General features: G+C 63.8%; 15 protein-coding genes. 4 read left to right on the top strand and 11 right to left on the bottom strand.

Annotated elements, in window-relative coordinates; all coding sequences use genetic code 11:
• Positions 1–153 precede the first annotated feature (153 nt).
• The 6 genes from JKG68_RS06860 to JKG68_RS06835 form a co-directional block, all read right to left on the bottom strand.
• Positions 154–525, bottom strand: a complete 372-nt coding sequence (locus tag JKG68_RS06860) for an SUF system Fe-S cluster assembly protein (protein ID WP_202057463.1) — start codon at positions 523–525, stop codon at positions 154–156.
• Between the two features lie 20 nt (positions 526–545).
• Positions 546–1,781, bottom strand: a complete 1,236-nt coding sequence (locus JKG68_RS06855; protein ID WP_202057304.1) for a cysteine desulfurase — start codon at positions 1,779–1,781, stop codon at positions 546–548.
• A gap of 38 nt (positions 1,782–1,819) precedes the next feature.
• Positions 1,820–3,133: a Fe-S cluster assembly protein SufD gene (sufD, locus tag JKG68_RS06850; protein WP_202057303.1), complete on the bottom strand. Its 1,314-nt coding sequence runs from the start codon at positions 3,131–3,133 to the stop codon at positions 1,820–1,822.
• A gap of 1 nt (position 3,134) precedes the next feature.
• Positions 3,135–3,887: a Fe-S cluster assembly ATPase SufC gene (gene sufC / locus JKG68_RS06845; RefSeq protein ID WP_202057301.1), complete on the bottom strand. Its 753-nt coding sequence runs from the start codon at positions 3,885–3,887 to the stop codon at positions 3,135–3,137.
• A 131-nt stretch (positions 3,888–4,018) separates the two neighbouring features.
• On the bottom strand, positions 4,019–5,491 hold the full coding sequence (gene sufB / locus JKG68_RS06840) for a Fe-S cluster assembly protein SufB (protein WP_202057299.1): 1,473 nt from the start codon (positions 5,489–5,491) through the stop codon (positions 4,019–4,021).
• 72 nt (positions 5,492–5,563) lie between these two features.
• The gene (locus JKG68_RS06835) at positions 5,564–6,736 is read right to left on the bottom strand and encodes a cysteine desulfurase family protein (RefSeq protein WP_202057297.1); all 1,173 of its coding nucleotides are present in this window, start codon (positions 6,734–6,736) and stop codon (positions 5,564–5,566) included.
• A 235-nt stretch (positions 6,737–6,971) separates the two neighbouring features.
• Between JKG68_RS06835 and JKG68_RS06830 the strand changes: the two genes are divergently transcribed.
• Complete coding sequence (locus JKG68_RS06830) at positions 6,972–7,628, top strand: alpha/beta hydrolase (protein ID WP_202057296.1); 657 nt, start codon at positions 6,972–6,974, stop codon at positions 7,626–7,628.
• Positions 7,629–7,712: 84 nt separating this feature from the next.
• On the opposite strand, the gene JKG68_RS06825 is transcribed toward JKG68_RS06830, so the two are convergent.
• Positions 7,713–10,442 carry a M10 family metallopeptidase C-terminal domain-containing protein gene (locus tag JKG68_RS06825; RefSeq protein WP_202057295.1) on the bottom strand — a complete coding sequence of 910 codons (2,730 nt, stop codon included), beginning with the start codon at positions 10,440–10,442 and terminating at the stop codon, positions 7,713–7,715.
• A gap of 292 nt (positions 10,443–10,734) precedes the next feature.
• Here JKG68_RS06825 and tyrS point away from each other — a divergent pair, with 292 nt between their 5' ends.
• Positions 10,735–11,997: a tyrosine--tRNA ligase gene (gene tyrS, locus JKG68_RS06820; RefSeq protein ID WP_202057293.1), complete on the top strand. Its 1,263-nt coding sequence runs from the start codon at positions 10,735–10,737 to the stop codon at positions 11,995–11,997.
• Positions 11,998–12,002: 5 nt separating this feature from the next.
• On the opposite strand, the gene JKG68_RS06815 is transcribed toward tyrS, so the two are convergent.
• Positions 12,003–15,413 (bottom strand): YhdP family protein, encoded by a 3,411-nt coding sequence (locus tag JKG68_RS06815; RefSeq protein WP_202057291.1) that lies wholly within the window; start codon positions 15,411–15,413, stop codon positions 12,003–12,005.
• A gap of 200 nt (positions 15,414–15,613) precedes the next feature.
• Between JKG68_RS06815 and JKG68_RS06810 the strand changes: the two genes are divergently transcribed.
• Both JKG68_RS06810 and JKG68_RS06805 read left to right on the top strand, forming a co-directional pair.
• On the top strand, positions 15,614–16,078 hold the full coding sequence (locus JKG68_RS06810) for a peroxiredoxin (RefSeq protein WP_202057462.1): 465 nt from the start codon (positions 15,614–15,616) through the stop codon (positions 16,076–16,078).
• A gap of 78 nt (positions 16,079–16,156) precedes the next feature.
• The gene (locus JKG68_RS06805) at positions 16,157–17,299 is read left to right on the top strand and encodes a matrixin family metalloprotease (RefSeq protein ID WP_202057288.1); all 1,143 of its coding nucleotides are present in this window, start codon (positions 16,157–16,159) and stop codon (positions 17,297–17,299) included.
• Between the two features lie 163 nt (positions 17,300–17,462).
• Here JKG68_RS06805 and prfB read toward each other — a convergent pair.
• From prfB to JKG68_RS06790, 3 genes are all read right to left on the bottom strand, one after another.
• Positions 17,463–18,591, bottom strand: a protein-coding gene (prfB, locus tag JKG68_RS06800; protein WP_202057286.1) for a peptide chain release factor 2 whose coding sequence is annotated in 2 segments (ribosomal slippage) — positions 17,463–18,521 and positions 18,523–18,591 — 1,128 coding nt in all. Because the reading frame shifts where the segments join, the coding sequence is not laid out codon by codon here.
• 277 nt (positions 18,592–18,868) lie between these two features.
• Positions 18,869–21,307, bottom strand: coding sequence for a penicillin-binding protein 1A (locus JKG68_RS06795; RefSeq protein WP_202057461.1), 2,439 nt, complete (start codon positions 21,305–21,307; stop codon positions 18,869–18,871).
• A 109-nt stretch (positions 21,308–21,416) separates the two neighbouring features.
• Entirely contained in the window at positions 21,417–22,637 is a 1,221-nt protein-coding gene (locus tag JKG68_RS06790) for an N-acetylmuramoyl-L-alanine amidase (RefSeq protein ID WP_246515157.1), read from the bottom strand.
• Between the last annotated feature and the right edge of the window lie 48 nt (positions 22,638–22,685).

The raw sequence follows: 22,685 nt of genomic DNA, 5'->3' as shown, positions 1-22,685 counted from the left end.
AATGTCGGTCAGGCAGGAAGAGCTTAGCACAGGTTCGGCAACGATCCTCCCTGTCCTTCAGGGTGGCCCCCGAGCCGGAAGGAAACCCTTTGAAACACGAAAATGGCCGGGACTTGCCCGGCCATGACATTCAAGGAGCAGAAACCAGCCGCCTCACCACATATCGAGCGCAACCCGCGCCTCGTCCGACATGCGGCTTTGATCCCACGGGGGGTCGAAGACCATCTTCACCGTGACGTTCTGGACGCCCTGAACCGTGGAGACGGCGTTTTCCACCCAGCCCGGCATCTCGCCGGCGACGGGGCAGCCGGGGGCCGTCAGGGTCATGTCGATGGCAACATTCCGGTCGTCGTCGATGTCCACGCGATAGATCAGGCCGAGCTCGTAGATGTCGGACGGGATCTCGGGGTCGTAGACGGTCTTGAGAGCCGCGATGATGTCGTCCGTCATGCGGTCGAGCTCTTCCGGCGGGATTGCAGAGCCCGGGGAAACCTGCGGGGCGTTGGGCCCGTCCTGGGGGGTCATGTCGTTCACAGCTTCATCCTTCAGGCAAACAGGGCTTCCGCCCTCTGCAAGGCGTCCGCCAGCTTATCGACTTCCTGCATGGTGTTGTACAGGCCAAACGAAGCGCGGCAGGTGGAGTTCGCCCCAAACCGGTTGAGCAGCGGCATGGCGCAGTGGGTGCCGGCCCGAACCGCCACGCCCTGCCGGTCGATGACCGTCGCCACGTCATGGGCATGGGCGCCCTTCATCTCGAAGGCGATGATGGCGCCCTTGCCCCTGGCCTGCCCGATGATGCGCACCGAGTTCATGGCCCGCAGCCGCTCATGGGCATATTGCGAGAGGGCCTCCTCGTGGGCGCGGATGTTCTCTCGCCCGAGGCTCATCATGAACCGCAGGGCCGCATCGAGCCCGATGGCCTCGATGATGGCGGGCGTGCCCGCCTCGAACCGGTGTGGCGGGTCGTTATAGGTGATGCCCTCGCACAGCACCTCGCGGATCATCTCGCCGCCGCCCTGGTAGGGCGGCATCTTCTCGAGCCATTCGCGCTTGCCGTAGAGAACGCCGATGCCGGTTGGCCCATAGACCTTGTGGCCCGTGAACACGTAGAAATCGGCGTCGAGATCGCGCACGTCCACATCGAGATGAACGGCGCCCTGGGCCCCGTCCACCAGCACCGGCACCCCGTGGGCGTGGGCGATGCGGATGATGTCCTTGATCGGCGTTACCGTGCCGAGCACGTTCGACATGTGGGTGATGGCGACGATCTTGGTGCGCGGCGAGATGAGCTTCTCGAACTCCTCGATGAGGAAGTTGCCCTCGTCGTCCACCGGCGCCCACTTGATCACCGCCCCCTTGCGCTCGCGCAGGAAGTGCCAGGGCACGATGTTCGAATGGTGCTCCATGATGGAGAGGATGATCTCGTCCCCCTCCCCGATGCCCATGCGGCCGAAGGAATCCGCCACGAGGTTGTAGGCTTCCGTGGCCGACTTGGTGAAGACGATCTCGTCGATGGACTCCGCGTTCAGGAACTCCCGCGCGGTTTCGCGGGCGCGCTCGAAGCCTTCCGTGGCCACGTTCGCCATGTAATGCAGGCCGCGATGAACGTTCGCGTAGCCCGTCTGCATGGTGTTCACCATGGCATCGATCACCGCCCGCGGCTTCTGGGCCGAGGCGGCATTGTCGAGATAGACGAGCGGCTTGCCATAGACCTGCTGGCCCAGGATCGGAAACTCCGCCCGGACGGCCTCGATGTCATATGGCTTCACAGGAGCGTTCATGATTACCTCTTTCCCCTCCCCGCAGGGGGAGGAGGGTACTACGCGCGGGCCTTCAGCCAGCCCTCGACCGTGCCGATCAGCGCCTCGCGGGCGCCCTCGTTCTCCACGAACTCGACCGCCTCGCCAAGGAAGGCCTGGACCAGGAGGCTTTCGGCCTCCTTCTTCGGCAGCCCGCGAGCCATGAGGTAGAACAGGAGATCCTCGTCGAGCTGGCCGCAGGTGGCGCCGTGGGCGCACTGCACGTCGTCGGCGAAGATTTCGAGCTCGGGCTTGTTGTTCATGGAGCCGCCCTCCTCCAGGAGGAGCGCCGCCGACATCATGCGCCCGTCGGTCTTCTGGGCATGATGCGGGACGATGATTTTGCCCTGGAAGACGCCGGTCGCCTCGTTGTCGATGACGGTCTTGAACAGCTCGCGGCTCTCGCAGTAAGGGGCCGCATGCTCGACCACCAGGGTCGAGTCGCCGTGCTGCGAGCCCTTCAGCATGGTCGCGCCATTGACCCGCAGGTTCGTGTTCTCGCCCGCGAGAACCGCGAAGACCTGATGCCGGGAGGTGGCCGAGCCCGCCACCACGTTGATGCTGTTGAACAGTGCCTCCCCGCCCACCTTCAGGGCCAGGGTGGACAGGGCCAGCGCCTTGTCGCCTTCCGCATTGACGCGCACGTGCTGCACGTTCGTCCGGTCGCCGGCGATGATCTCCACCACGTCGTTCGGCTGGTGGTTCGCCCCGTCGGTGCTCTCATGGGTTTCGAGCAGGGTCACGGAAGCGCCCTCCTCGACCAGAACGAGGATGCGCGTGGCGGTGGCAACAGCCGATGCGGCAGCGGTCACGAAGCGCAGGTGAATCGGGGTGTCGACGGTGCCTGCAATCCGGATCATCACCCCATCGGCCATGAAGGACGTGTTGAGCTGATAGACCGGGTTTTCGCTCGCCCACTTCACCGGGCTCAGCCGCGCCAGCCAGTCATGGCCGGAGGCCAGGGCCTCGGCCAGCGGCACGATCTCGACGCCTTCGGGCAGGGCGCCCAAGTCGACGGCATTGCGCACGAAATGGCCGTTCACGAAAGGCACCTGAAGCGCCTCGACGCCGGCGAGCGCCTGTGCGGCCTGCAAGGCGGCCTTGGCCTCGTCCGCCGAGGGAGCCGAGGCAAAAGGCGCGATGTCCCGCAGGACGGCGCGCAGATCGGTGTACTTGAACTCCTCCACCCGGCGATGCGGCAGGCCGCGCTGGGTGAACAGCTCGAAGGCTTGGGAGCGCGATTCCACGTTGCCCGGCAACAGGGTCTTGGCGCTTTCGAAAGCCTGCGCCAGCGCGGTTTCCGCCGGCGTCTTCATGAGGGTGACGTCAGCCATGTCAAGCAGCCTCGGTTTCCCGGTAATCGGCGTAGCCGGTTGCCTCGAGCTCCAGAGCCAGTTCCTTGCCGCCCGTCTTCACGATCCGTCCGGCCGACATGACGTGCACGGTGTCGGGCACGATGTGGTTCAGGAGGCGCTGATAGTGGGTGATGACCAGGAAGGCGCGATCAGGCGAGCGCAGGGCATTCACGCCCTCGGACACGATGCGCAGGGCATCGATATCGAGGCCGGAATCCGTCTCGTCCAGGATGCAGAAGTTCGGCTGGAGCAGCGCCATCTGCAGGATTTCCATGCGCTTCTTCTCGCCGCCGGAGAAGCCGACATTGAGGGCGCGCTTGAGCATGTCCTTCGGAATTTCGAGCTGCTGGGCGGCGGCGTTCACGCGCTTGATGAAGTCCGGCGTGGTCAGCTCGGCCTCGCCGCGGGCTTTGCGCTGGGCGTTGAGCGTGGCCTTCAGGAACGTCATCGAGGCGACGCCGGGGATCTCCAGCGGATACTGGAAGGCCAGGAACACGCCGGCGGCGGCGCGCTGGTCGGCCTCCATCTCCAGCAGGTTCTGACCGTCGAGCAGGATCTCGCCGTCGAGGACCTCATAGTCCTCCTTGCCGGCGATCACGTAGGACAGGGTGGACTTGCCCGATCCGTTCGGGCCCATGATGGCCGCCATCTCACCCTTGTTCACGGTAAGATTGAGGCCGTTGAGAATGCGCTTGTCCTCGATCTGGACAACGAGGTTCTTGATTTCGAGCATGGTAGTGTTCCTAAAACCCTCATCCTGAGGAGCGCGCCCTGCGCGCGTCTCGAAGGATGACTTCAGCGAGAGCCCCTCGTCCTTTGAGATGCCGCCTTGGCGGCTCCTCAGGATGAGGGGCTATATTGCGATTAGCCGACCGAGCCTTCGAGCGAGATCGAGATCAGCTTCTGCGCTTCCACGGCGAACTCCATGGGCAGCTGCTGCAGCACGTCCTTGACGAAGCCGTTCACGATCAGCGCCGTCGCCTCCTCTTCCGAGAGGCCGCGCTGCTGGCAGTAGAACATCTGATCTTCGGAGATCTTCGATGTGGTCGCCTCGTGCTCGAACACGGCGGTGGCGTTCTTCGACTCGATGTACGGCACCGTGTGCGCGCCGCACTGGTTGCCGATCAGCAGCGAGTCGCAGTTGGTGAAGTTGCGCGCGCCGGTCGCCTTGCGGTGCGCCGAGACGAGACCGCGATAGGTGTTTTCGGACTTGCCCGCCGCGATGCCCTTGGAGATGATCCGGCTCGTGGTGTTCTTGCCCAGATGGATCATCTTGGTGCCGGAATCGACCTGCTGCATGCCGTTCGACACGGCAATCGAGTAGAACTCGCCGCGGGAGCCATCGCCGCGCAGGATGCAGGACGGGTACTTCCAGGTAATCGCCGAGCCCGTCTCGACCTGGGTCCAGGTGATGACGGAGTTCTTGCCCCGGCAATCGCCGCGCTTGGTCACGAAGTTGTAGATGCCGCCGCGGCCTTCCGCGTCGCCCGGATACCAGTTCTGGACCGTCGAATACTTGATTTCGGCATCGTCCAGGGCCACGAGCTCGACCACGGCCGCGTGGAGCTGGTTCTCGTCGCGCTTGGGGGCCGTGCAGCCCTCCAGATACGAGACGTAGGAGCCCTTGTCGGCGATGATGAGGGTGCGCTCGAACTGGCCCGTGTTCTTCTCGTTGATGCGGAAGTAGGTGGACAGCTCCATCGGGCAGCGCACGCCCGGCGGGATGTAGACGAACGAGCCGTCCGTGAACACGGCCGAGTTCAGGGTGGCGAAGAAGTTGTCCGTCACCGGCACCACCGAGCCCATATACTGGCGCACGAGGTCGGGATATTCCCGGATCGCCTCGGAGATCGGCATGAAGATCACGCCGGCCTTCGACAGCTCTTCCTTGAAGGTCGTGGCCACCGAGACCGAGTCGAACACAGCGTCCACGGCCACCCGGCGCTCCGGCTCGACGCCGGCCAGGATCTCCTGCTCGCGCAGGGGAATGCCGAGCTTCTCGTAGGTTTTGAGAATCTCAGGGTCCACCTCGTCGAGGGATTTCGGCGCCTGGTTCTTTTTCGGCGCGGCATAGTAATAGATGTCGTTGTAGTCGACCTTGTCGTACGACACGCGCGCCCAGGCCGGCTCCTTCATGGTGAGCCAGCGCTTATAGGCGTCGAGGCGCCACTGGAGCATCCACTCGGGCTCGCCCTTCTTGGCCGAGATGAAGCGGATCACATCCTCGGAGAGACCCCTCGGGGACTTCTCCATTTCGACTTCGGTCTCAAAGCCGTACTTGTACTGGTCGACGTCGATCGACCTGACCTGATCGATCGTTTCCTGCACTGCAGGCATCGTGTCTCTCCCACCGCTCACGGCTTCAAGGGCCGCGGGTTGATGACATGGAATTCGAAGCATGACCTGGATTCAGGCCGCGCTCGCCTTCCGCTTATATAAGGTGCCAACCACCCTTTCGCACGCCTCCGCAAAGCGGATTACGTCCTCTTTCGTGGTCGTCCACCCCAAACTCACACGCAAAACGCCCTCGGAGAGGGCCGGCTCCACGCCCATGGCGTCGAGCACATGCGATCGCCTGACCTTTCCGGACGAGCAGGCCGAACCGGAGGACAGGGCCACCCCTGCCAGATCGAAGGCGATCAATGCCGTCTCGGCCTTGAGGCCGGGTATGGCAAAGGCGAAGGTATTAGGCAACCGCTCAGCTTGCGCACCCACAACAACCGCATCGGGCGCGATCCGGCGCACATGCGCCTCGGCCTCGTCCCGCAGCCCCTGGAGCCGCTCGGCTTCCGAAGCCAATTGCGCCAAGGCGATTTCGGCAGCCGCGCCGAAGCCCGCAATCGCCGCCACGTTCTCGGTGCCGGCCCGAAACCCCTTCTCCTGTCCGCCGCCCCGGATCAGCCGGTCGGCGATCTCGAACTGGTCGGAGGCCAGAACCACTGCGCCGATTCCCTTCGGGCCGCCGATCTTGTGACCCGAGAGCGTCAGCACGTCGACGCCGAGCTCCGCCAGATCGACCGGGATCTTGCCGGCCGCCTGAACCGCGTCGGTATGGATGAGGCCGCCATGCGCGCGAACCAGGCGGGCCGCCTCGGCCACGGGCTGGACCACCCCGGTCTCATTGTTCGCCAACTGAACTGAAACAAGAACGCGCGCGTCGCCGATTCCGTTCAAGTGGGCCTCAAGCCAAGACAGATCAAGGATTCCGCTGCCGTCGACGGGGATGATTTCCACCGCATCGGCAGAAAACCGGTGGCCGTTGAGCACGCAAGGGTGCTCGGCAGCACCGAGAAGAAGCCGGGTCGGGCCGGCCTGTCCGAGCCGGCGGAAGCCTGGCGTCAAAACCAGATTGGCGGCCTCCGTGCCGCCGCTCGTGAACACCACGTTCTTGGCCCTGGCGCCGACGAGCCTTGCCACCTTGTCCCGGGCCGCCTCGATCTCGGCTCGCGCCGCGCGGCCCTCGGCATGAACGGAGGAGGCGTTTCCCGGAAGCTGGAGCGCGCGCAGGACCACCTCGGCAACCTCCGGCCGCAGGGGCGAAGTTGCGTTATGGTCGAGATATGTGCGCTGGCCCACTGCCATTGCTGCCTAAAAGCCTCACGAAAACCTTGCAATCGACCCTGGTTGCCGTGCTAAAGCACCGCAACCACATCTGTCCGATGTTTCCTCCGCTGGCCGAAGCCGCCCGGAGATAATGAAACAAAGGAACATTTTAGAATAGTTCTAAGGGTTCTTTTATGAGGATCCGCGACCTGAAGTCAAGGTCGTCCGGGGTTTTCCCTCTCTCAATGGAGAGGCGATCAAGAGGTTCGCGTACATGCCTGAAGTCATCTTCACGGGTCCTGCCGGTCGCATCGAGGGGCGCTACCAGCCCGCCAAGGAAAAGGGCGCTCCCATCGCCATCATCCTGCATCCGCACCCGCAGTTCGGCGGGACGATGAACAACCAGATCGTCTACAACCTGTACTACGACTTCGCGAAGCGCGGCTTCTCGGTCCTGCGGTTCAACTTCCGCGGCGTCGGCCGCAGCCAGGGCGCCTTCGACCATGGCCAGGGCGAGCTGTCCGATGCGGCGGCGGCCCTCGACTGGGCGCAGTCCATGAACCCGGATGCGCGCGCCTGCTGGATCGCCGGCGTGTCCTTCGGGGCCTGGATCGGCATGCAGCTTCTCATGCGCCGCCCGGAGATCGAAGGCTTCATCTCCATCGCCGCCATGGCCAACCGCTACGACTTCTCGTTCCTTGCCCCCTGCCCGTCCTCCGGCCTCTTCGTGCACGGCTCGGAAGACCGGGTGGCCCCGGTCAAGGACGTGGTCAGCGTGATCGAGAAGGTGAAGACCCAGAAGGGCGTGAAGCTCGAACACGCGGTGATCGACGGCGCCAACCACTTCTTCGACGGCAAGGTCGAAGAGCTCATGGTGTCCGTGGACGAGTACCTGGACAAGCGCCTGGGCAGCACCGAGGAAGCGGCCTGAGCCTGCTCGGATCTTCGACCCTCCAATGTGCAACAAAGCCGGCGTGTGAACGCCGGCTTTGTTGTTAAGGTTCGAGGCTGGAGCTCAGGCCCAGACGAGGGCGAAGCTTGCGGCCGACAGTGCCAAGCCTTTGCCGATGGTGGCGAACTGCACCTGGGCGGCGCCGCCCACCCCGTCCGCATCGTACGACACCGCACCCGTGCTGCTGTTGTAGATCAGCCGGTGCGACGCCGCGCTCGCCGCAGCCCCGAAGGCGAGTTGCGAAGCATGAACGGAGCCCTGGCCGGCAAAGGCCGTGAACGTGTTGCGCGTCAGCTGCAACACGTCCGCGCCCACGGTGAAGTCGTTCACCGTGTCCACGTTGCCGGCGCCCAGCGCCCCGTCGAAGCGGAAGATGTCCGAGCCCGTGCCGCCGGTGAGCCAATCGGATCCTTCCCCGCCGACCAGCAGGTCATGGCCGTCGCCGCCGACCAGCCAGTCACCGCTGCCCAGGCCGAATAACTGGTCGTGGCCGCCTTGGCCGAACAGTTCATTGTAGACCGCGTTGCCGGTCAGCGAATCCGCATGAGCCGAGCCGCCGATCGCTTCGATCGACGCATACGTATCGCCATAAGCCTCACCCGAGTTGAGCCAGCTCGCGGAAAGGTTGGCCGTCACGCCCGACGTCGCGCGGTCGTAGCAGGCGAAATCGTGGCCCGCTCCACCTTCGAGATAGTCCGCGCCGGCTCCGCCGTAGAGCCCGTCCCCGCCCTCACCACCGGAGAGCATGTCATTCCCGCCGTTGCCGAAAAGCTCGTCATTGCCGCCATGACCGTAGATCTGGTTGCCGGCTTCGTTGCCTGTGAGCCAGTCAACATAGTTCGAGCCGCCCAGGCCTTCGATCGACACATATACGTCCCCGGCCGCATCGCCGGTATTGACCCAGGGACTGGCAAGACTCGCCTGCACGCCGGTGAGGGCAGTGTAGTAGCTGGCCCAATCATAGCCTTCGCCGCCATCGAGGGTGTCGGCGCCGTGTCCCCCGAGCAGATCGTCATTGTCGCCGCCGGCCAGGAGGAAGTCGTTGCCGGATAGGCCGAAGAGGGTGTCCTGACCATAGCCGCCGTAGAGCACGTTACCGCCATGGTTACCGGTGAGCGTGTCGGAGTAGTTTGAGCCGAACAGGCCCTCGATGCTCTCATAAGTATCACCGGCAGCTTCGCCGGTGTTCTGCGAGGCATCGAGGAGACTCACGGTGACGGCCATCGTGTAGGCGGCATAGTCATAGCCGGCCCCGCCTACGAGCCAGTCGCCGTGCTGACCACCCACGAGCGTGTCGTCGCCAGCCCCGCCCACCATGTAGTCGCGCCCATCCAGGCCCGAGAGCCAGTCGCCGCCATCATGGCCGTAGAGTTTGTTGCCGGTCTCGTTGCCGATAAGTTTGTCGTCATAAGCTGAACCGGACAGCGCCTCGATGCTGTCGTAAACGTCGCCGTAAGCCTCGCCCCTGTTCTGCGACGCATCGGAGAGGTTGGCCACCACGCCTCCGGCGGCGTTAGAGTAGCTGGCAAAATCATAACCGATGCTGCCCCGCAGCACGTCAGCGCCTGCGCCGCCCTCCAGATCATCGTCGCCGGAGCCGCCCTCAAGGGTGTCGGTCCCGCCTTTACCCTGAAGCTCGTCCCTTCCGTCCCTGCCTTCGAGAACATTGCTCGCGTGATTGCCGAGGATCTTGTCGTTGCCGCTTCCCCCGATCGCGTTCTCGATCAGGGAACGATTGTCGCCATTGTGCTGGAAAGCGTTGTAGACGTTGCCGCTCACCTTGGTGGCCGCATCCTTGCGGGCCAGCTGGGCATTGGAGAACCGCAAGTATCCGCCTGGGGCGAGATCGATCGCAGCATCGTCGGCGTAATTCGACATGTCATAGGTATCGACGCCGCCGCCATCCCAGATCGTCAGGAAAACAAGGTTTCCTGCAGTTCTGCCTTGGCTTGCCCCGTCGATGTACATCTCGCCCGTTGCGGCATTCCAGCGGTACGTGGTGTTGGAGCTCTGGGTCGTGAAATCGGCCCCGTACATCGCCTGAAGCGCCGCGATGTCGTACTGCATGAAGCTCTGGGGGCGATTGATCGTCTCGTTATATGACATTACCGTATATTCGGTGCTGTCACGGTAACTGGACATCCGCGGAAGGCCAGGAGCAGAGTCGTGGGAGTGCTTCAGGCCCAGCGAGTGGCCAAGCTCGTGCATGGCCATGAAGTAGTTGTGGCTCCCCTTCATGACAGCCGTCGACGTGCCGGTAGTCAGCCACGTGTCGCCGCCATAAACGGGTACGCCAGGATAATAGCCGTGGCTGCGCTGGATCACGGAACCGGGCTCGAAAGACGCGACCTTGATGTTGGCCTCGCCACGGCCCGCATAGGAGATGCCCGTGCTGACGAGCCCACCGACTGCAGCCATGATCGCGTGAACAGCGACCTCGGTCTCAGCGGACAGACTCTTGAAGCCCGATGCGCTCGGGTTGGCCCATTCATAATCCGAACGGAAATCAGGCAATGAATACGTGATCGTCGATCCGCTCCACTTGGACCCGGACTGAAGAGCGTTCACGTCGTTATCGGCATGGTTGGGAATGTAGTACTGCACGTTCCCGAACGTGTAGGACGGAACGAGCCCGCCCATGAACGAGAAGAACTTGAGTGGAATGCCTGAAATATTGTCGGACAGCCAACTCCAAGCGGAATCGGCCTGATCGCCGATCCAATCGCCCACGGATTCGACCTGATCGACAACCCAGTTACCCGCAGAGTTGAAAGCGTCAGAGAACCAGGACATAGATTCACCAGTACATTATATTGTTATGTTAACATAACGTATAGCTACGCTTTGTCAAGGATCGGCTCCTGGCCGGACATGCGCGCTCATCCTGCCGCAGAGGCATAAATCGTTATTGTCTCTGGGAAAACTTCCAAGAAGCGAACGGGGAGAAGCGCTCCCCACCTTCCTTTGGATCCTGAACCGGGATAGGTGCTCGCGAAGGCCGAAGGACGGCAAAATCTGGTGAACTTCCGCCGCGAAGCTGGTACAGGACCGCTTCACTGTACCAAAACCCATTGAGAGAGACGCGATGAACGCGCCACGTTCCGAATTTCTGAAGGTTCTCACCGAGCGAGGCTTCATTCACCAGACCTCGGATTTCGAGGGCGTGGATGCCGCGGCGCTGGAGAACCGGCTCACCACCTATGTGGGCTATGACTGCACCGGCCCGTCTCTCCATGTGGGGCACCTGCTCTCGATCATGATGCTGCACTGGCTGCAGAAGACCGGGGCCGGCAAGCCCATCACCCTTATGGGCGGCGGCACGACCCGGGTGGGCGACCCGTCCGGCAAGGACGAGAGCCGCAAGCTTCTCACCGTCGAGCAGATCGAGGCCAACAAGGACAGCATCAGGACCGTCTTCTCGCGCTTCATCTCCTTCGGCGACGACAAGGCCGACGCCATGATGGTGGACAATGCCGAGTGGCTGACCAAGCTCAACTACATCGAGTTCCTGCGCGATGTGGGCCGGCACTTCTCCGTCAACCGCATGCTGGCCTTCGACAGCGTGAAGCTGCGTCTCGACCGCGAGCATGAGCTGTCGTTTCTCGAATTCAACTACATGATCCTCCAAGCATACGACTTCGTGGAGCTCAACAAGCGCTACGGCTGCGTGCTGCAGATGGGCGGGTCGGACCAGTGGGGCAACATCGTCAACGGCATCGATCTCGGACGCCGACTCGGCACGCAGCAGCTCTACGCCGTCACCTGCCCGCTGCTGACGACCGCCTCCGGCGCCAAGATGGGCAAGACCGCCTCCGGCGCGGTCTGGCTCAACGCCGACATGCTGACCCCCTACGATTACTGGCAGTTCTGGCGCAACACCGAGGATGCGGATGTGGCCCGCTTCTTGAAGCTTTTCACGATCCTGCCCATGGACGAGATCGCCCGGCTCGAGGCGCTGCAAGGCGCCGATATCAACGAGGCGAAGAAGGTGTTGGCCACGGAAGCAACCGCTCTCCTTCACGGCCGCGAGGCGGCGGAGCTGGCGGCGGAGACCGCCCGCAAGACCTTCGAGCAGGGCGCGCTGGCCGAAAGCCTGCCGACGGTCGAGATCGCCTCGGATGTTCTGAAAGAGGGCCTCGGGGTGCTCGCCGCCTTCGGGCCGGATTACGCAAAGCTCGTGCCCTCGTCGAGCGAAGCCCGGCGGCAGGTGAAAAGCGGCGGCCTCAAGGTGAACGACCAGACCGTCTCGGACGAGCGCGGCACGTTGAGCCTGTCGGACGTGACCGCCGAGGGCGTGATCAAGCTGTCCTTCGGCAAGAAGAAGCACGTCCTCCTGCGCGCCGTCTAAGGCTTCTATCGGTCGGGAGCTGCGGGCAGCGATCCTGTCTGCGGCTCCCCGCCGACTCCGAAAAGCTTGCGCAGGAAGCCTGGGGCGACGGCCGATAGAGGATTGACCGTCAGCGAGGGCGCGCCGGCCGGTCCGGCCAGGCGGAAGTTGACCGCAAACAGCCCCTCGTTCTGCCCTCCCCCCAGCAACGGCCCGAACAGCGGCACCTGGGCGAACACGTTGTTCAGCCCATAGGCTGGCACGAAGGTGCCGGAAATATCCAGCCGGTCGCGGGCATAATCGATGAACCCGCCAAGGGTGAACCCGATCTGATTGCCCCAGATGGCTGCGTCCTTGAAATCGACGCGGCCCGCCGAGCGGGCAAACTCGAGCCGGGCCTTTGTGAAGTGGACCTCGTTCACGTCCACGCGAACGGTCTGCGGATTCCCGGCCCTGTCCTGACCCGCAATGATCTGGGTTTGTGTGGGAATGATGCGGCGCAGGGCAGGCTCGTTCACAAGGGCGAACGATTGCATCACCACATGGCCCGCCTGCGGCTCGCCCCCGGTCGCCAGCTGGAGGATGAGACTGCCGCGCGACATGCGCTTGTAGATGTCGGTGAAGCGCAGCAACGCGCCGGCATCCTCCGCCTGGATGATCACGACGGGGCTGCCCCCGTTCTGGGGAACCGTGCGCCCGAGGATGTCGGTTGCACCAAGCCGCCCCTTCAGATCGAGCTGACGCAGGCTGTCCTTGCGCATGGAGGCCTTGATCGACGCATTGGTGATCGCCTCCTCGTTGTAGCCGGTCAGGATGTTCAGGTTCAGATCGAGGTCGAAATCCTTGGCGTCGCGCTGCGCGGCGATGGCGCGGCCGGAGGCTGTCCCCCCGCCCTTCACGAAAGGCCGGGCGTCGCCCACATTGCCCCGGATCGTGACCTTGTAGACGCTGCCGGTGCGGTCGATCTGCGCCCGCATGTCGTCGCCGGGCGAGAGCTTGAAGGTGGACAGCTCAGCCTTGTCCAGGCCGCCGTCCGAGGACAGGGTTGCGGTTCCGCGCAGCTGCACCGTGCCGCTGTCGAGGTGCAGATCCTTGATCTCGTTGGCCGGTCCATCGACCATGGTGAAGGTCAGCTTGCCGGGCTTGCCGACCGGTTTCACCCAGCCGGGAACGAGCTGATCCACGCCTGCCTTGGCGAGATCCGCCTCGACCAGGATGATGGACGGGGCAGATGCCCCGAGGGGCAGGCTCGCCTTCAGGCCGACCGTTCCGGTGAGCTGGGAGCCGAAGGACAGCCCTCTCCTGCTTCGCGCCGCCTCGTCGAGCGAGAATGCGACGCTGGCCTGTCCGCCCTGCCGGTTTTTCTGGAGATTGATGGCCGCCGGGCTTCCGGCAAGCTTGCCGTCGCCTTTGACGGACAGGTCGCCCTTGTCGAAGGCGATCGTCAGATTGGCCCCTTCCAGGCGGTCCTTGCCGAAGAACTTGTCGACCCCGAAGTCGCTGGCCGTTCCGGTGACCTTCAGGGGCAGGTTCGCGAACTCCGGAATGTCGTTCACCGGAAGGCCTATCCCGACGCGCAGGTCCGCCCTGCCCTTCATGGTGGCCGGATCGATGTTGAACCCGGCGATTTCCTTGATGCGCGGCTCGAGCAGGAGCGCGCCCAATCCATCGGCGGCGCCGGTCAGGCGGAAGTCGATGCGCGCAACCGCTTTGTCGTCCCAGTAGTTGTCGAGAGTGAACGCCCCCTCGGACGCCGCAAGCGAACGGTCGCCCGCCATCTGGACATGTCCTGCTGGGGCGCGGACAAGAACCTTCGTGCCCGTCACCAGACCGGTGACGTTCATGCCGGAAACCGGCGGGAGGCCGTCGGCCGCCTGAAGCACGCCTTGCGCGATGGTGAAATTGATCTTCAGGGACTCGTCCGGCGTCGGGCCGCCCGTAACGGCCTTCTCGATATCGGCCCCTGTCATCGCAACCTTCAGGTCGATTGCCTCCAGGGTGCCCGCCTTGAGGTTGGAGACGAGGAAGCGCCGCACAGCTGGCGCAGCCGCCTCGGGCCAGAGCCGCAGGGCCGAGCGAAGGTTGGTCTTGTCCGCCCGCACATCGAGCCGCAAGCCCTTCGGATCGGCGGAGGCTCCCAGAAGGCCCGTGATGCTGGCTGACAGCTCCGGTCCCTTGAGCGTCAGGCTATTGATCGCAACGCCGTCCGGCCCGGAAAGCTCGGCGGCGAACTCGCTCACCCGGAGGGGCCTGTCCCCTGGTGCAGCCCCGGTCCAAACGATGTCCCGGCCGTTGAGGGACAGACGCCAGGGATCGTTCCCGGACGGAGTCATCAGGCGACCGCGAAGGCGCAGCTGCGTCTCGCCGCCCTTCATATCGAGCGAATGGAGCTCGAGCGCCTTCTCGCCCTCGTTCCAGCTCGCCTCGATCGCCGCCCGCTCGACCGGGAAGGGCGAGGTGTCGGGATCGTCGATCTGAACCGTGCCGGCATTGCTGTCGAGCCGGGTCTTCAGCTGCGTGATGCGGCCCTGCGCATAGGCGATGTCGAAGCGCCCCGAGAATTCGAGATCCGTGGTCGCAGGCAGGTCCGAGGATCCGGTGAGCAGCAGGATGTCCTTGATGGGCGCGCCATCCGCTACCACCGAGGCCCGATAGGTATCCTGCCCCTCGGCCATGGCGTCGCCGTTCAGTCGCCAGGGTCCCTGCGGTCCATCGACCGTCGCGGCGAACCGGCGGCCGCCATTCTCGGCCCAGTCGAAGGCGGCGTCGACCCGGTGGAACCGGGCCCGCTCGCGACCGTCCGCGTCGACGAAGACAAGGCGCGCATTGGTCAGCTGCGCCTGGCCCAAGGAATTGAGGACACTTCCGGGGCCCACGATCAGGTCGAGCAACGATCCGACCGCACCCGATACCGGCGAAGGTCCGTTGGTATCGAGGGCAAGGGATGCCGCGGCCGCCTTGGAAGGATCAGGCGAGACGGACGGCGGCGCGGCGTCCCCGGCATCGGCTCCCTGCACGGGAGAGAAGGTCAGCGATCCGTCGCGGTTCACCAGAACCCGCAATTGCAGATCGCGAACTTCGATCGCTTTCGGCTGAAGGTTCGCTGTCAGCAGGGAGGAGAGATCGACGCTGAAGACCGCATAGGGCGCCCGGAGCACGAGCGCTCCTCCCGGAGCCCTGATGTCGAGCCCGTTGGCCCGCAGGGCCGGAGACCCGTCGTGAAGCTCGATCGACGTATTCCGCAAGGTCACGTCCCAGCCGGGGCCGATGCGGGCGGCGAGCGCCTCGGCCACCCGCTCCGGCAGACGCCCGAAGCTCAAGGGTGCGGCGGACAGGCGCAGGTAGAAGAGGCCGAGCCCAACAGCGACAAAGAGAACAAGGCCAAGCTTCACATAGAGAGTACCACGAAGCACGCGCTTGAAGAGGCTTCGCTTCACCGGGTCTCGCCGGGGCAACGTGGTCCGAAATGGAAGCTTCATTCTTGTTATATCAAGCAATCCGGTTCTTGCGCTTGCGCGCGGATCAGGGAATCAGAGGAGACAACTTAACCGTGTCGGGCACTTCTCGCGACTGTTCCGTTCAGCCGTGCATACGAGAGGTTTCCAATCAGTATAATCCGCCGAAAGGAAGGCGAATGATGCACCTCAACATTGGAACCAAAGCCCCGGCCTTTGCCCTGCCCGCGACAGATGGTCGGGAGATCAGCCTGGAAGGCCTGAAAGGGCGCAAGGTCGTGCTCTACTTCTATCCTAAGGACGATACCAGCGGCTGCACCCTCGAGGCGCAGAACTTCCAGGCGCTCCGTGGGGACTTCGAGGCGGCGGACACCGAGATCATCGGCGTATCGCCAGACAGCCTGAAGAGCCACGACAAGTTCCGCAGCAAGTACGGTCTCGACTTCACGCTTGCCTCCGACGAGGCCAAGACGATGCTGGAGGCCTATGGCGTCTGGGTGGAAAAGAGCATGTACGGCCGCACATATATGGGCGTCGAACGCACCACGGTGCTGATCGATCGCGAGGGCGTTATCGCCCGGGTCTGGCCGAAGGTGAAGGTGCCAGGGCATGCGGAGGAGGTGCTGGCGGCGGCCAGAAACCTATAGCCATCTTCAGGGTTGCAAAAATAAGTAATCATATTACTTTGCGGATGAAATCTTTCCTTCCTTTGCGAGCCATCGATAATGCCGTCCCATAAAGCCATTCTGACCGGCTATAACTGGAACTCCGACCCGACCCTGAAGCCGCAGAAGACGCCGATCTTCCTCACCTATTCGTTCGCGGCAAGTTGGGGCGAAAAGCGCTTCAACTCGGCGGATCAGAAACTTGCCCGCTACGCCCTCAAACAATGGGGCGACGCTTCCGGGATCCGGTTTCTCGAGACCAAGAGTGCCGATGCGGAAATCAATTTCAGTTGGTACACCCCGTTCATCGACAGCACCACTGTGGCCTACGCCGAGTTTCCGGAGCTTTACACGCTGGACGAAAGCGAGCCGGGCGAAGCCTACAATCGGATGTACGAGGCTGGCAGCGTGCATTTCAACACCCATTACAAGCCCGATTTCAAGAACATCTCATATAAGACCTACGTTTTGCTTCATGAGATCGGTCATGCCCTTGGGCTCAAGCATCCGTTCCACACGTCGCCCTACAACAAGAAGAAGCTGAGCAAGGCTGACGACCAGTCCAAGAACACCGTCATGAGCTACGACAACGGCGAGAGCGAGATCTATCCGACCAAGCTGGGGCGGTTGGACAAGCTGGCCATCAAGGAGCTTTACGGATCGTCCAAGACCGACGGCAAGCATGTCGCAGCCTGGTCGTGGAACAAGAGAACCGAAACCCTGACCCAAATCGGGAAGGAAGGCGCGGACAAGATCCACGGAACGGGCGTCAAGGACGTGATTCAGGGCCGTGGCGGAAACGACCGCCTCTTCGGCTACGACGGTGACGACACCCTTAACGGTGGCGCTGGGAGCGACACGCTGCACGGCGGTTTCGGCGAAGACGTTTTCGTGTTCGATACCCCCCTCGATCCCGTAGCGAACGTCGACAAGATCGTTCACTTCGAAGAGGACGATTCAATCCATCTGTCCTCGGCGGTTTTCACGAAGCTGCCCGTGGGACAGCTCAGCTGGGACAGTTTCGTCGACTACGGCACCACGGAAGATGAGAACGACTACATCGTCTACGATGAGGACGACAACCTGCTCTACTACGACCCCGATGGATCGGGCGCCGTGGAGAAGGTGCTCTTCGCGAAGATCACCATAAGCCGGTATGACATAGGTTTGAACCTGAGCGCATCGGACTTCTACGTCGTCTGAACGGCGACCCATTGGGCTCCGGCGGCCTTGGATCCCGGAGCATGTTCGACGCACGCTCTGGAATGCTTCACGGCCGCGCCACAAACCATAATCCCTTGAAGCCTCCGGCAAGAGCCGCTCCGCCCTGAACCAGGAGGAGCATGCCTCTGCCGGAGCAAGATGCTTAGTCGATATCCTCGACCTCTGCGTCACCGCCATACACCCGCTGGGCGAGCGAGGCTTCCATGAACGGGTCGAGGTCGCCGTCGAGCACGTCCTGCGGGGCCGTGGACTGAGCCCCCGTGCGCAGGTCCTTCACCATCTGGTAGGGCTGCAGCACGTAGGAGCGGATCTGGTGGCCCCAGCCGATATCCGTCTTGGCGGCGGCCTCGGCGCTGGCCTTCTCCTCGCGCTTCTTCAGCTCGGCCTCGTAGAGGCGGGCGCGCAGCATGTTCCAGGCGGTGGCCCGGTTCTTGTGCTGGGACCGCTCCTGCTGGCAGGCCACCACGATGCCGCTCGGGATGTGGGTGATGCGCACCGCCGAGTCCGTGGTGTTCACGTGCTGGCCGCCGGCGCCTGATGACCGGAACGTGTCGATGCGGCAGTCCGATTCCTTGATCTCGATGTTGATGCGGTCGTCAACCACGGGATAAACCCACACGGATGCGAAGCTCGTGTGCCGGCGGGCATTGGAATCGTAGGGCGAGATGCGCACCAGCCGGTGCACGCCCGACTCGGTCTTGAGCCAGCCATAGGCGTTGTGACCCTTGATCAGGAGCGTGGCGCTCTTGATGCCCGCCTCGTCCCCATCCGTGATCTCGAGCAGCTCGACCTTGTACTTCCGGCGCTCGGCCCAGCGGGCATACATGCGCTGGAGCATGTTGGCCCAATCCTGGCTTTCGGTGCCGCCGGCGCCCGAATGCACTTCCACATAGGTGTCGTTGCTGTCGGCCTCGCCGGACAGCAGGGTTTCGACCTGGCGGCGGGCGGCTTCGGCCTGAAGGCTCCGGATGGTCTCCTCGCCTTCGCGGATGGTGCCCTCGTCGCCCTCGGCCTCGCCGAGCTCGATCAGGGTGATGGCGTCCTCGAGGTCCTGCTCCATCCGCTTGATCGCGGTGATCTGGTCCTCGAGGGAGGTGCGCTCGCGCATGATCTTCTGCGCGGCCTCCGCATCGTTCCAGAGGTCCGGCCCTTCGGCCTGGGCGTTCAGTTCTGCGAGGCGTCGCTGGGCATTGTCCCAGTCAAAGATGCCTCCTCAGCAGCCCGACTGACTGCTTGGTCTCTTCTACGAGATGTTGAATTTCGGCGCGCATGGTTCTCGGTGCTGTCCGTGCCTGATGACGGCGTCTTAGAGCATTGGGCCTGAAAGTGGAATGCACTTTCGGAATTTATCGATCCCCATTCCTGGCCCCCGCATCGTGTGGGCCTGAAAACCGGGTCCATTTTTCCCTGATACGAACCTTCGGTTCAAGCCAGATCCTCCCGGGAGCGCCGCCCTCCATTGAGAGTGACCCTGCGGCCGGATTGCGGCCACAGGGTCATTCGTTTCGGCTTTTGGACTATTCGGATAGGTAGGGTGGCCCGGCCTGATCAGTACAACCCGCCGCCCAGGGCCTGACGGGGCGCCGGCGCTCCCGGTGCCTCGTACTCGGCCTGCGGGACCTCTTGCGGCTCTGGAGCCACATATTCAGGCGGCGCCGTGCCGGGCTTGAAGGCCTCCAGGATCGTTCCGCCGCCCTCGCCTCCGGCACGGGTGCCGGTCGAGGCATTGACGCGGATCAGCTTGATACCAGCCGGCACCCGGAACGGGGTCGCGGGCTTGTCCTTGAGCGCCATCTGCATGAAATCGCGGAAGACCGGCGCCGCATACTGGCCGGCCGTCGCCGCATTGCCGAGGGACTTGGGCTGGTCGTAGCCCAGGAACACGCCGACCGCGAGATCGGGCGAGAAGCCGACGAACCACACGTCCTTGGCATCGTTTGTTGTGCCCGTCTTGCCGGCGAGCGGCTTGCCCACAGCCTTGACCGTCTGTGCCGTGCCGCGCTGCACCACACCCTCCAGGATCGAGGTCATCTGGTAGGCCGTGAGCGAATCGAGCACTTGCTCCCGGGTATCTGTAAGCTTCGGCGGCGCACCGCCGTCCCACTTCTGCGCGTTGCAGGTGGTGCACTTGCGGTCATCGTGACGGTAAAGCGTGCGGCCGTTTCGATCCTGGATCTGATCGATTAGGGTCGGCTTGATGCGACGCCCACCATTGGCGAACATGGAATAGGCTGCCGTCATGCGCATTACCGTAGTCTCGCCGGCACCGAGCGACATGGAGAGCAGCGGCAGCATGTCGTCATAGACCCCGAAGCGGCGCGCATAGTCGGTCACCGCCGGCATGCCGATCTCGTTCGACAGGCGCACTGTCATCAGGTTCTTGGAATGCTCAATGCCGTAGCGCAGGGTTCTCAAGCCACCAGACTTGCCGTCATAGTTGGACGGCGCCCAAGCGGCCTGCCCGGGCCCCATATCGAGCACGAAAGGCGAGTCCATGATCTGGGACGATGGGGTATAGCCGTTGTCAAGAGCAGTCGCATAGACGATGGGCTTGAACGAGGAGCCCGGCTGGCGCATGGCCTGCGTTGCCCGGTTGAACTCGCTTTGATCGTAGGAGAAGCCCCCCACCATGGCGTGAACGCGGCCCGTATTCGGGTCCATTGCCACGATGGCGCCGGAGATCTCTGGCATCTGGCGCAAGCGAAACTGGCCCTGCTTGTCCGCGAGAGGCTCCACGTAGACCACGTCGCCGACTGCCAAGGCCTTGTCGACGCTGCGGCGAGTCCATTTGATGCCGTCGGCCGTCACAAGACCCGTCTCGCGGTCCTTGACAACTTGCCCGGAAGCCTCACGCCTGGGCTGCAGGCCAACCTTTGCCTGTCCGCGGGCGACTTCCAGCACGACCGCTGAGCGCCAGGGCTGAACGTCGCCAAGTACCGGTACTTCTGCCAGGGCCAAGCCCCATTCGCGGCCTGCCAGATCAATCTTCTGCTGGGCACCGCGCCATCCGCGGGCCTCGTCGAAGCGCACGAGACCGTCCACGAGGGCCTTGCGGGCCATGGCCTGCAATTTGGGATCGAGCGTCGAGCGGATGAGCAGGCCGCCTTCGTAGAGGCTCCCCTCCCCATAGCGCTCGGCGATGTCGCGGCGCACGCCCTCGGCGAAATATCCCGAAGCGATGCTGTTCGGGGAGACCACCCGCAGCTTGACGTTGAGGGGCTCCTTCTTGGCCGCCTCGGCATCGGCCTGCGAGATGTAGCCGTTGAGGGCCATGCGCTCGATCACCCAGTCCCGGCGCTCGACGGCGGCCTTGCGCTGGCGGAACGGATGGTAGTTGTTCGGCCCCTTCGGCAGGGCCGCGATATAGGCGGCCTCCGCGATCGTCAGCTCGTGAATGGACTTGCCGAAATAGTCGAGAGCCGCGGCGGCGATGCCGTGCAGGTTGCGCCCGGGGGTCAGGGTGCCGAGGAAGATCTCGTTGAGATAGAGCTCGAGGATCTTCTCCTTGGAGAAGGTCGACTCCATCCGGAGCGCGATCAGCGCCTCGCGGATCTTGCGCTCATAGCTCTTCTCGTTGCCCACCAGGAAGTTCTTGGCCACCTGCTGGGTGATGGTGGACGCGCCCTGCTCGCGGCTTCCGCCGGACCGGAGGTTCACCACCACGGCGCGCACGAGCCCCTCCGGGTCGATGCCCGGGTGCTTGTAGAAGTTTTTGTCCTCGGCGGACAGGAAGGCTCCGATGATGAGCTTCGGCACCGTCTGGATCGGCACGTAGAGGCGCCGCTCCCGGGCATATTCGGCGATCATGCTGCCGTCGGAGGCGTGAATGCGCGTCATCACCGGCGGCTCGTAGTTGGCGAGCTGGGCGTGATCGGGCAGGTCCTTCGAATAGAACCAGAACCCATAGGCCAGGCCCACGGCGCCGATCAGGAAGAAGATCGCTCCAACGCTGAAGAGAAACCCGAAAAATCGTAGGACGAAGCGCATTCGAAGGTATTCCATGACGGCGCCTTGGGCGCCCGTTTATGTAGATCTTGAAACGCGGACCCTCGTTAACCGATGAATCGCGCCCCCGCTACGGGTATCCACACTCTATCTATGGTAAAACTGCGGCGGCGCCCTGCTTGGCAAACCGCGTCGCGAAAAAACGATCCACCGCGACGGCCATGGCCGAGACCATTTTGGACCGCCACTCCTCGGACATCAGCAGATCCAGATCCTTCTGGCTCGACAGATAGCCGAGCTCGACCAGGACGGAGGGGACATCGTGGGCGCGCAGCACCTGGAAGCGCGCCTGCCGGTGAGGGTTCTTGTTGAGGCGGGCCACCGCGTCGAACTCGCCCACGAGGCGGGTGGCGAAGCCGTGGGAGAAGCTGCGGGTTTCCCTGAGCGTGAGCTCCTGCAGGATGTCGGACACGTCGTCCGGCATGTCGCCCGACTCGACGCCGGCCGCCGCGTCGGCCTTGTTTTCGCGGTCGGCGAGCCGGGCGGAGTCCGCGTCGGAGGCGCGCTCGGAGCCGGTATAGACCGTCAGTCCCCGAACATCCTGCCCTCCGGAGATCGAATCCGCATGGACCGAGATGAAAAGGTCCGCCTGGGCGGCCCGCGCCGCCTTCACCCGGGCGCCCAGGGAGACGAACACGTCCTCGTCGCGGGTCATGACAACCTTGTAGCGCCCCCCGGCTTCGAGCTTCTTCTTCAGCCGCTGGGCGAAGGACAGGACCAGATCCTTCTCGACCACATGGCCCGACGCCGCCGCCCCTGGATCGATGCCGCCGTGGCCGGGATCGATCATGATGACGGGCCGCGCATCCTTGGCCTGCTGCACGGCGGGAGGCTCCGGGGCGCCTTCCGCCGATTTGGAGGCGCTCTCGGCCGCCGCGCGGCGAAACTCCTCGCGCTCCACCCGGGACAGCTCGATGGTCAGAAGCGTGGCCGCGCCCGACGCATCGGGCTGGACCGTCATGCCGGACACCACGGCGGGCTGGGCCAGATCCATCACCACCCGGGAGCGGCCGGGGGCAAAAAGCCCATAGCGATAGGAGGCGATGAGGCCCTCCTTGCTGCGCCCGGCCTCGGCCGGCAGGTGAAAGGACACCTCCGGCAGGTCGACGATCACCCGGTCGGGGCGCTCCATCAGGAAGGCCTGAGCCGTCACCGCCTTGGAGAGGGTGATCTTGAAGCGGGTCTTGGCGCCCTCGGACTCCACCGCAACGGCCGCCGCGACAGCCGAGGCTCCGGCCTTCGCTCCCTCCCCCGCAGCCCATGCGCGAGCGCCTCCGGCGGCGATGGCAATCGCCAGCAGGAAAGCGCTCATGAGGCGTATGAAGGGTGCAGGTTGCATGACCGGTCGCTGAAGATCTGG

This window comes from Microvirga aerilata (assembly GCF_016743775.1).
Lineage (GTDB): Bacteria > Pseudomonadota > Alphaproteobacteria > Rhizobiales > Beijerinckiaceae > Microvirga > Microvirga aerilata.
The sequence above is the reverse complement of the archived record's forward strand: the minus strand, read 5'-3'. Positions and strand labels throughout refer to the sequence as shown.

What these genes read in the sequence shown, in the direction of transcription:
- JKG68_RS06830 (WP_202057296.1), top strand. Translation starts at nt 6,972, where the DNA reads ATGCCTGAAGTCATCTTCACGGGTCCTGCCGGTCGCATCGAGGGGCGC.
- sufC (WP_202057301.1), bottom strand. Translation starts at nt 3,887, where the DNA reads ATGCTCGAAATCAAGAACCTCGTTGTCCAGATCGAGGACAAGCGCATT.
- JKG68_RS06805 (WP_202057288.1), top strand. Translation starts at nt 16,157, where the DNA reads ATGCCGTCCCATAAAGCCATTCTGACCGGCTATAACTGGAACTCCGAC.
- sufD (WP_202057303.1), bottom strand. Translation starts at nt 3,133, where the DNA reads ATGGCTGACGTCACCCTCATGAAGACGCCGGCGGAAACCGCGCTGGCG.
- JKG68_RS06790 (WP_246515157.1), bottom strand. Translation starts at nt 22,637, where the DNA reads ATGAGCGCTTTCCTGCTGGCGATTGCCATCGCCGCCGGAGGCGCTCGC.
- tyrS (WP_202057293.1), top strand. Translation starts at nt 10,735, where the DNA reads ATGAACGCGCCACGTTCCGAATTTCTGAAGGTTCTCACCGAGCGAGGC.
- JKG68_RS06855 (WP_202057304.1), bottom strand. Translation starts at nt 1,781, where the DNA reads ATGAACGCTCCTGTGAAGCCATATGACATCGAGGCCGTCCGGGCGGAG.
- JKG68_RS06810 (WP_202057462.1), top strand. Translation starts at nt 15,614, where the DNA reads ATGCACCTCAACATTGGAACCAAAGCCCCGGCCTTTGCCCTGCCCGCG.
- JKG68_RS06860 (WP_202057463.1), bottom strand. Translation starts at nt 525, where the DNA reads ATGACCCCCCAGGACGGGCCCAACGCCCCGCAGGTTTCCCCGGGCTCT.
- JKG68_RS06835 (WP_202057297.1), bottom strand. Translation starts at nt 6,736, where the DNA reads ATGGCAGTGGGCCAGCGCACATATCTCGACCATAACGCAACTTCGCCC.
- JKG68_RS06795 (WP_202057461.1), bottom strand. Translation starts at nt 21,307, where the DNA reads ATGCGCTTCGTCCTACGATTTTTCGGGTTTCTCTTCAGCGTTGGAGCG.
- sufB (WP_202057299.1), bottom strand. Translation starts at nt 5,491, where the DNA reads ATGCCTGCAGTGCAGGAAACGATCGATCAGGTCAGGTCGATCGACGTC.
- JKG68_RS06825 (WP_202057295.1), bottom strand. Translation starts at nt 10,442, where the DNA reads ATGTCCTGGTTCTCTGACGCTTTCAACTCTGCGGGTAACTGGGTTGTC.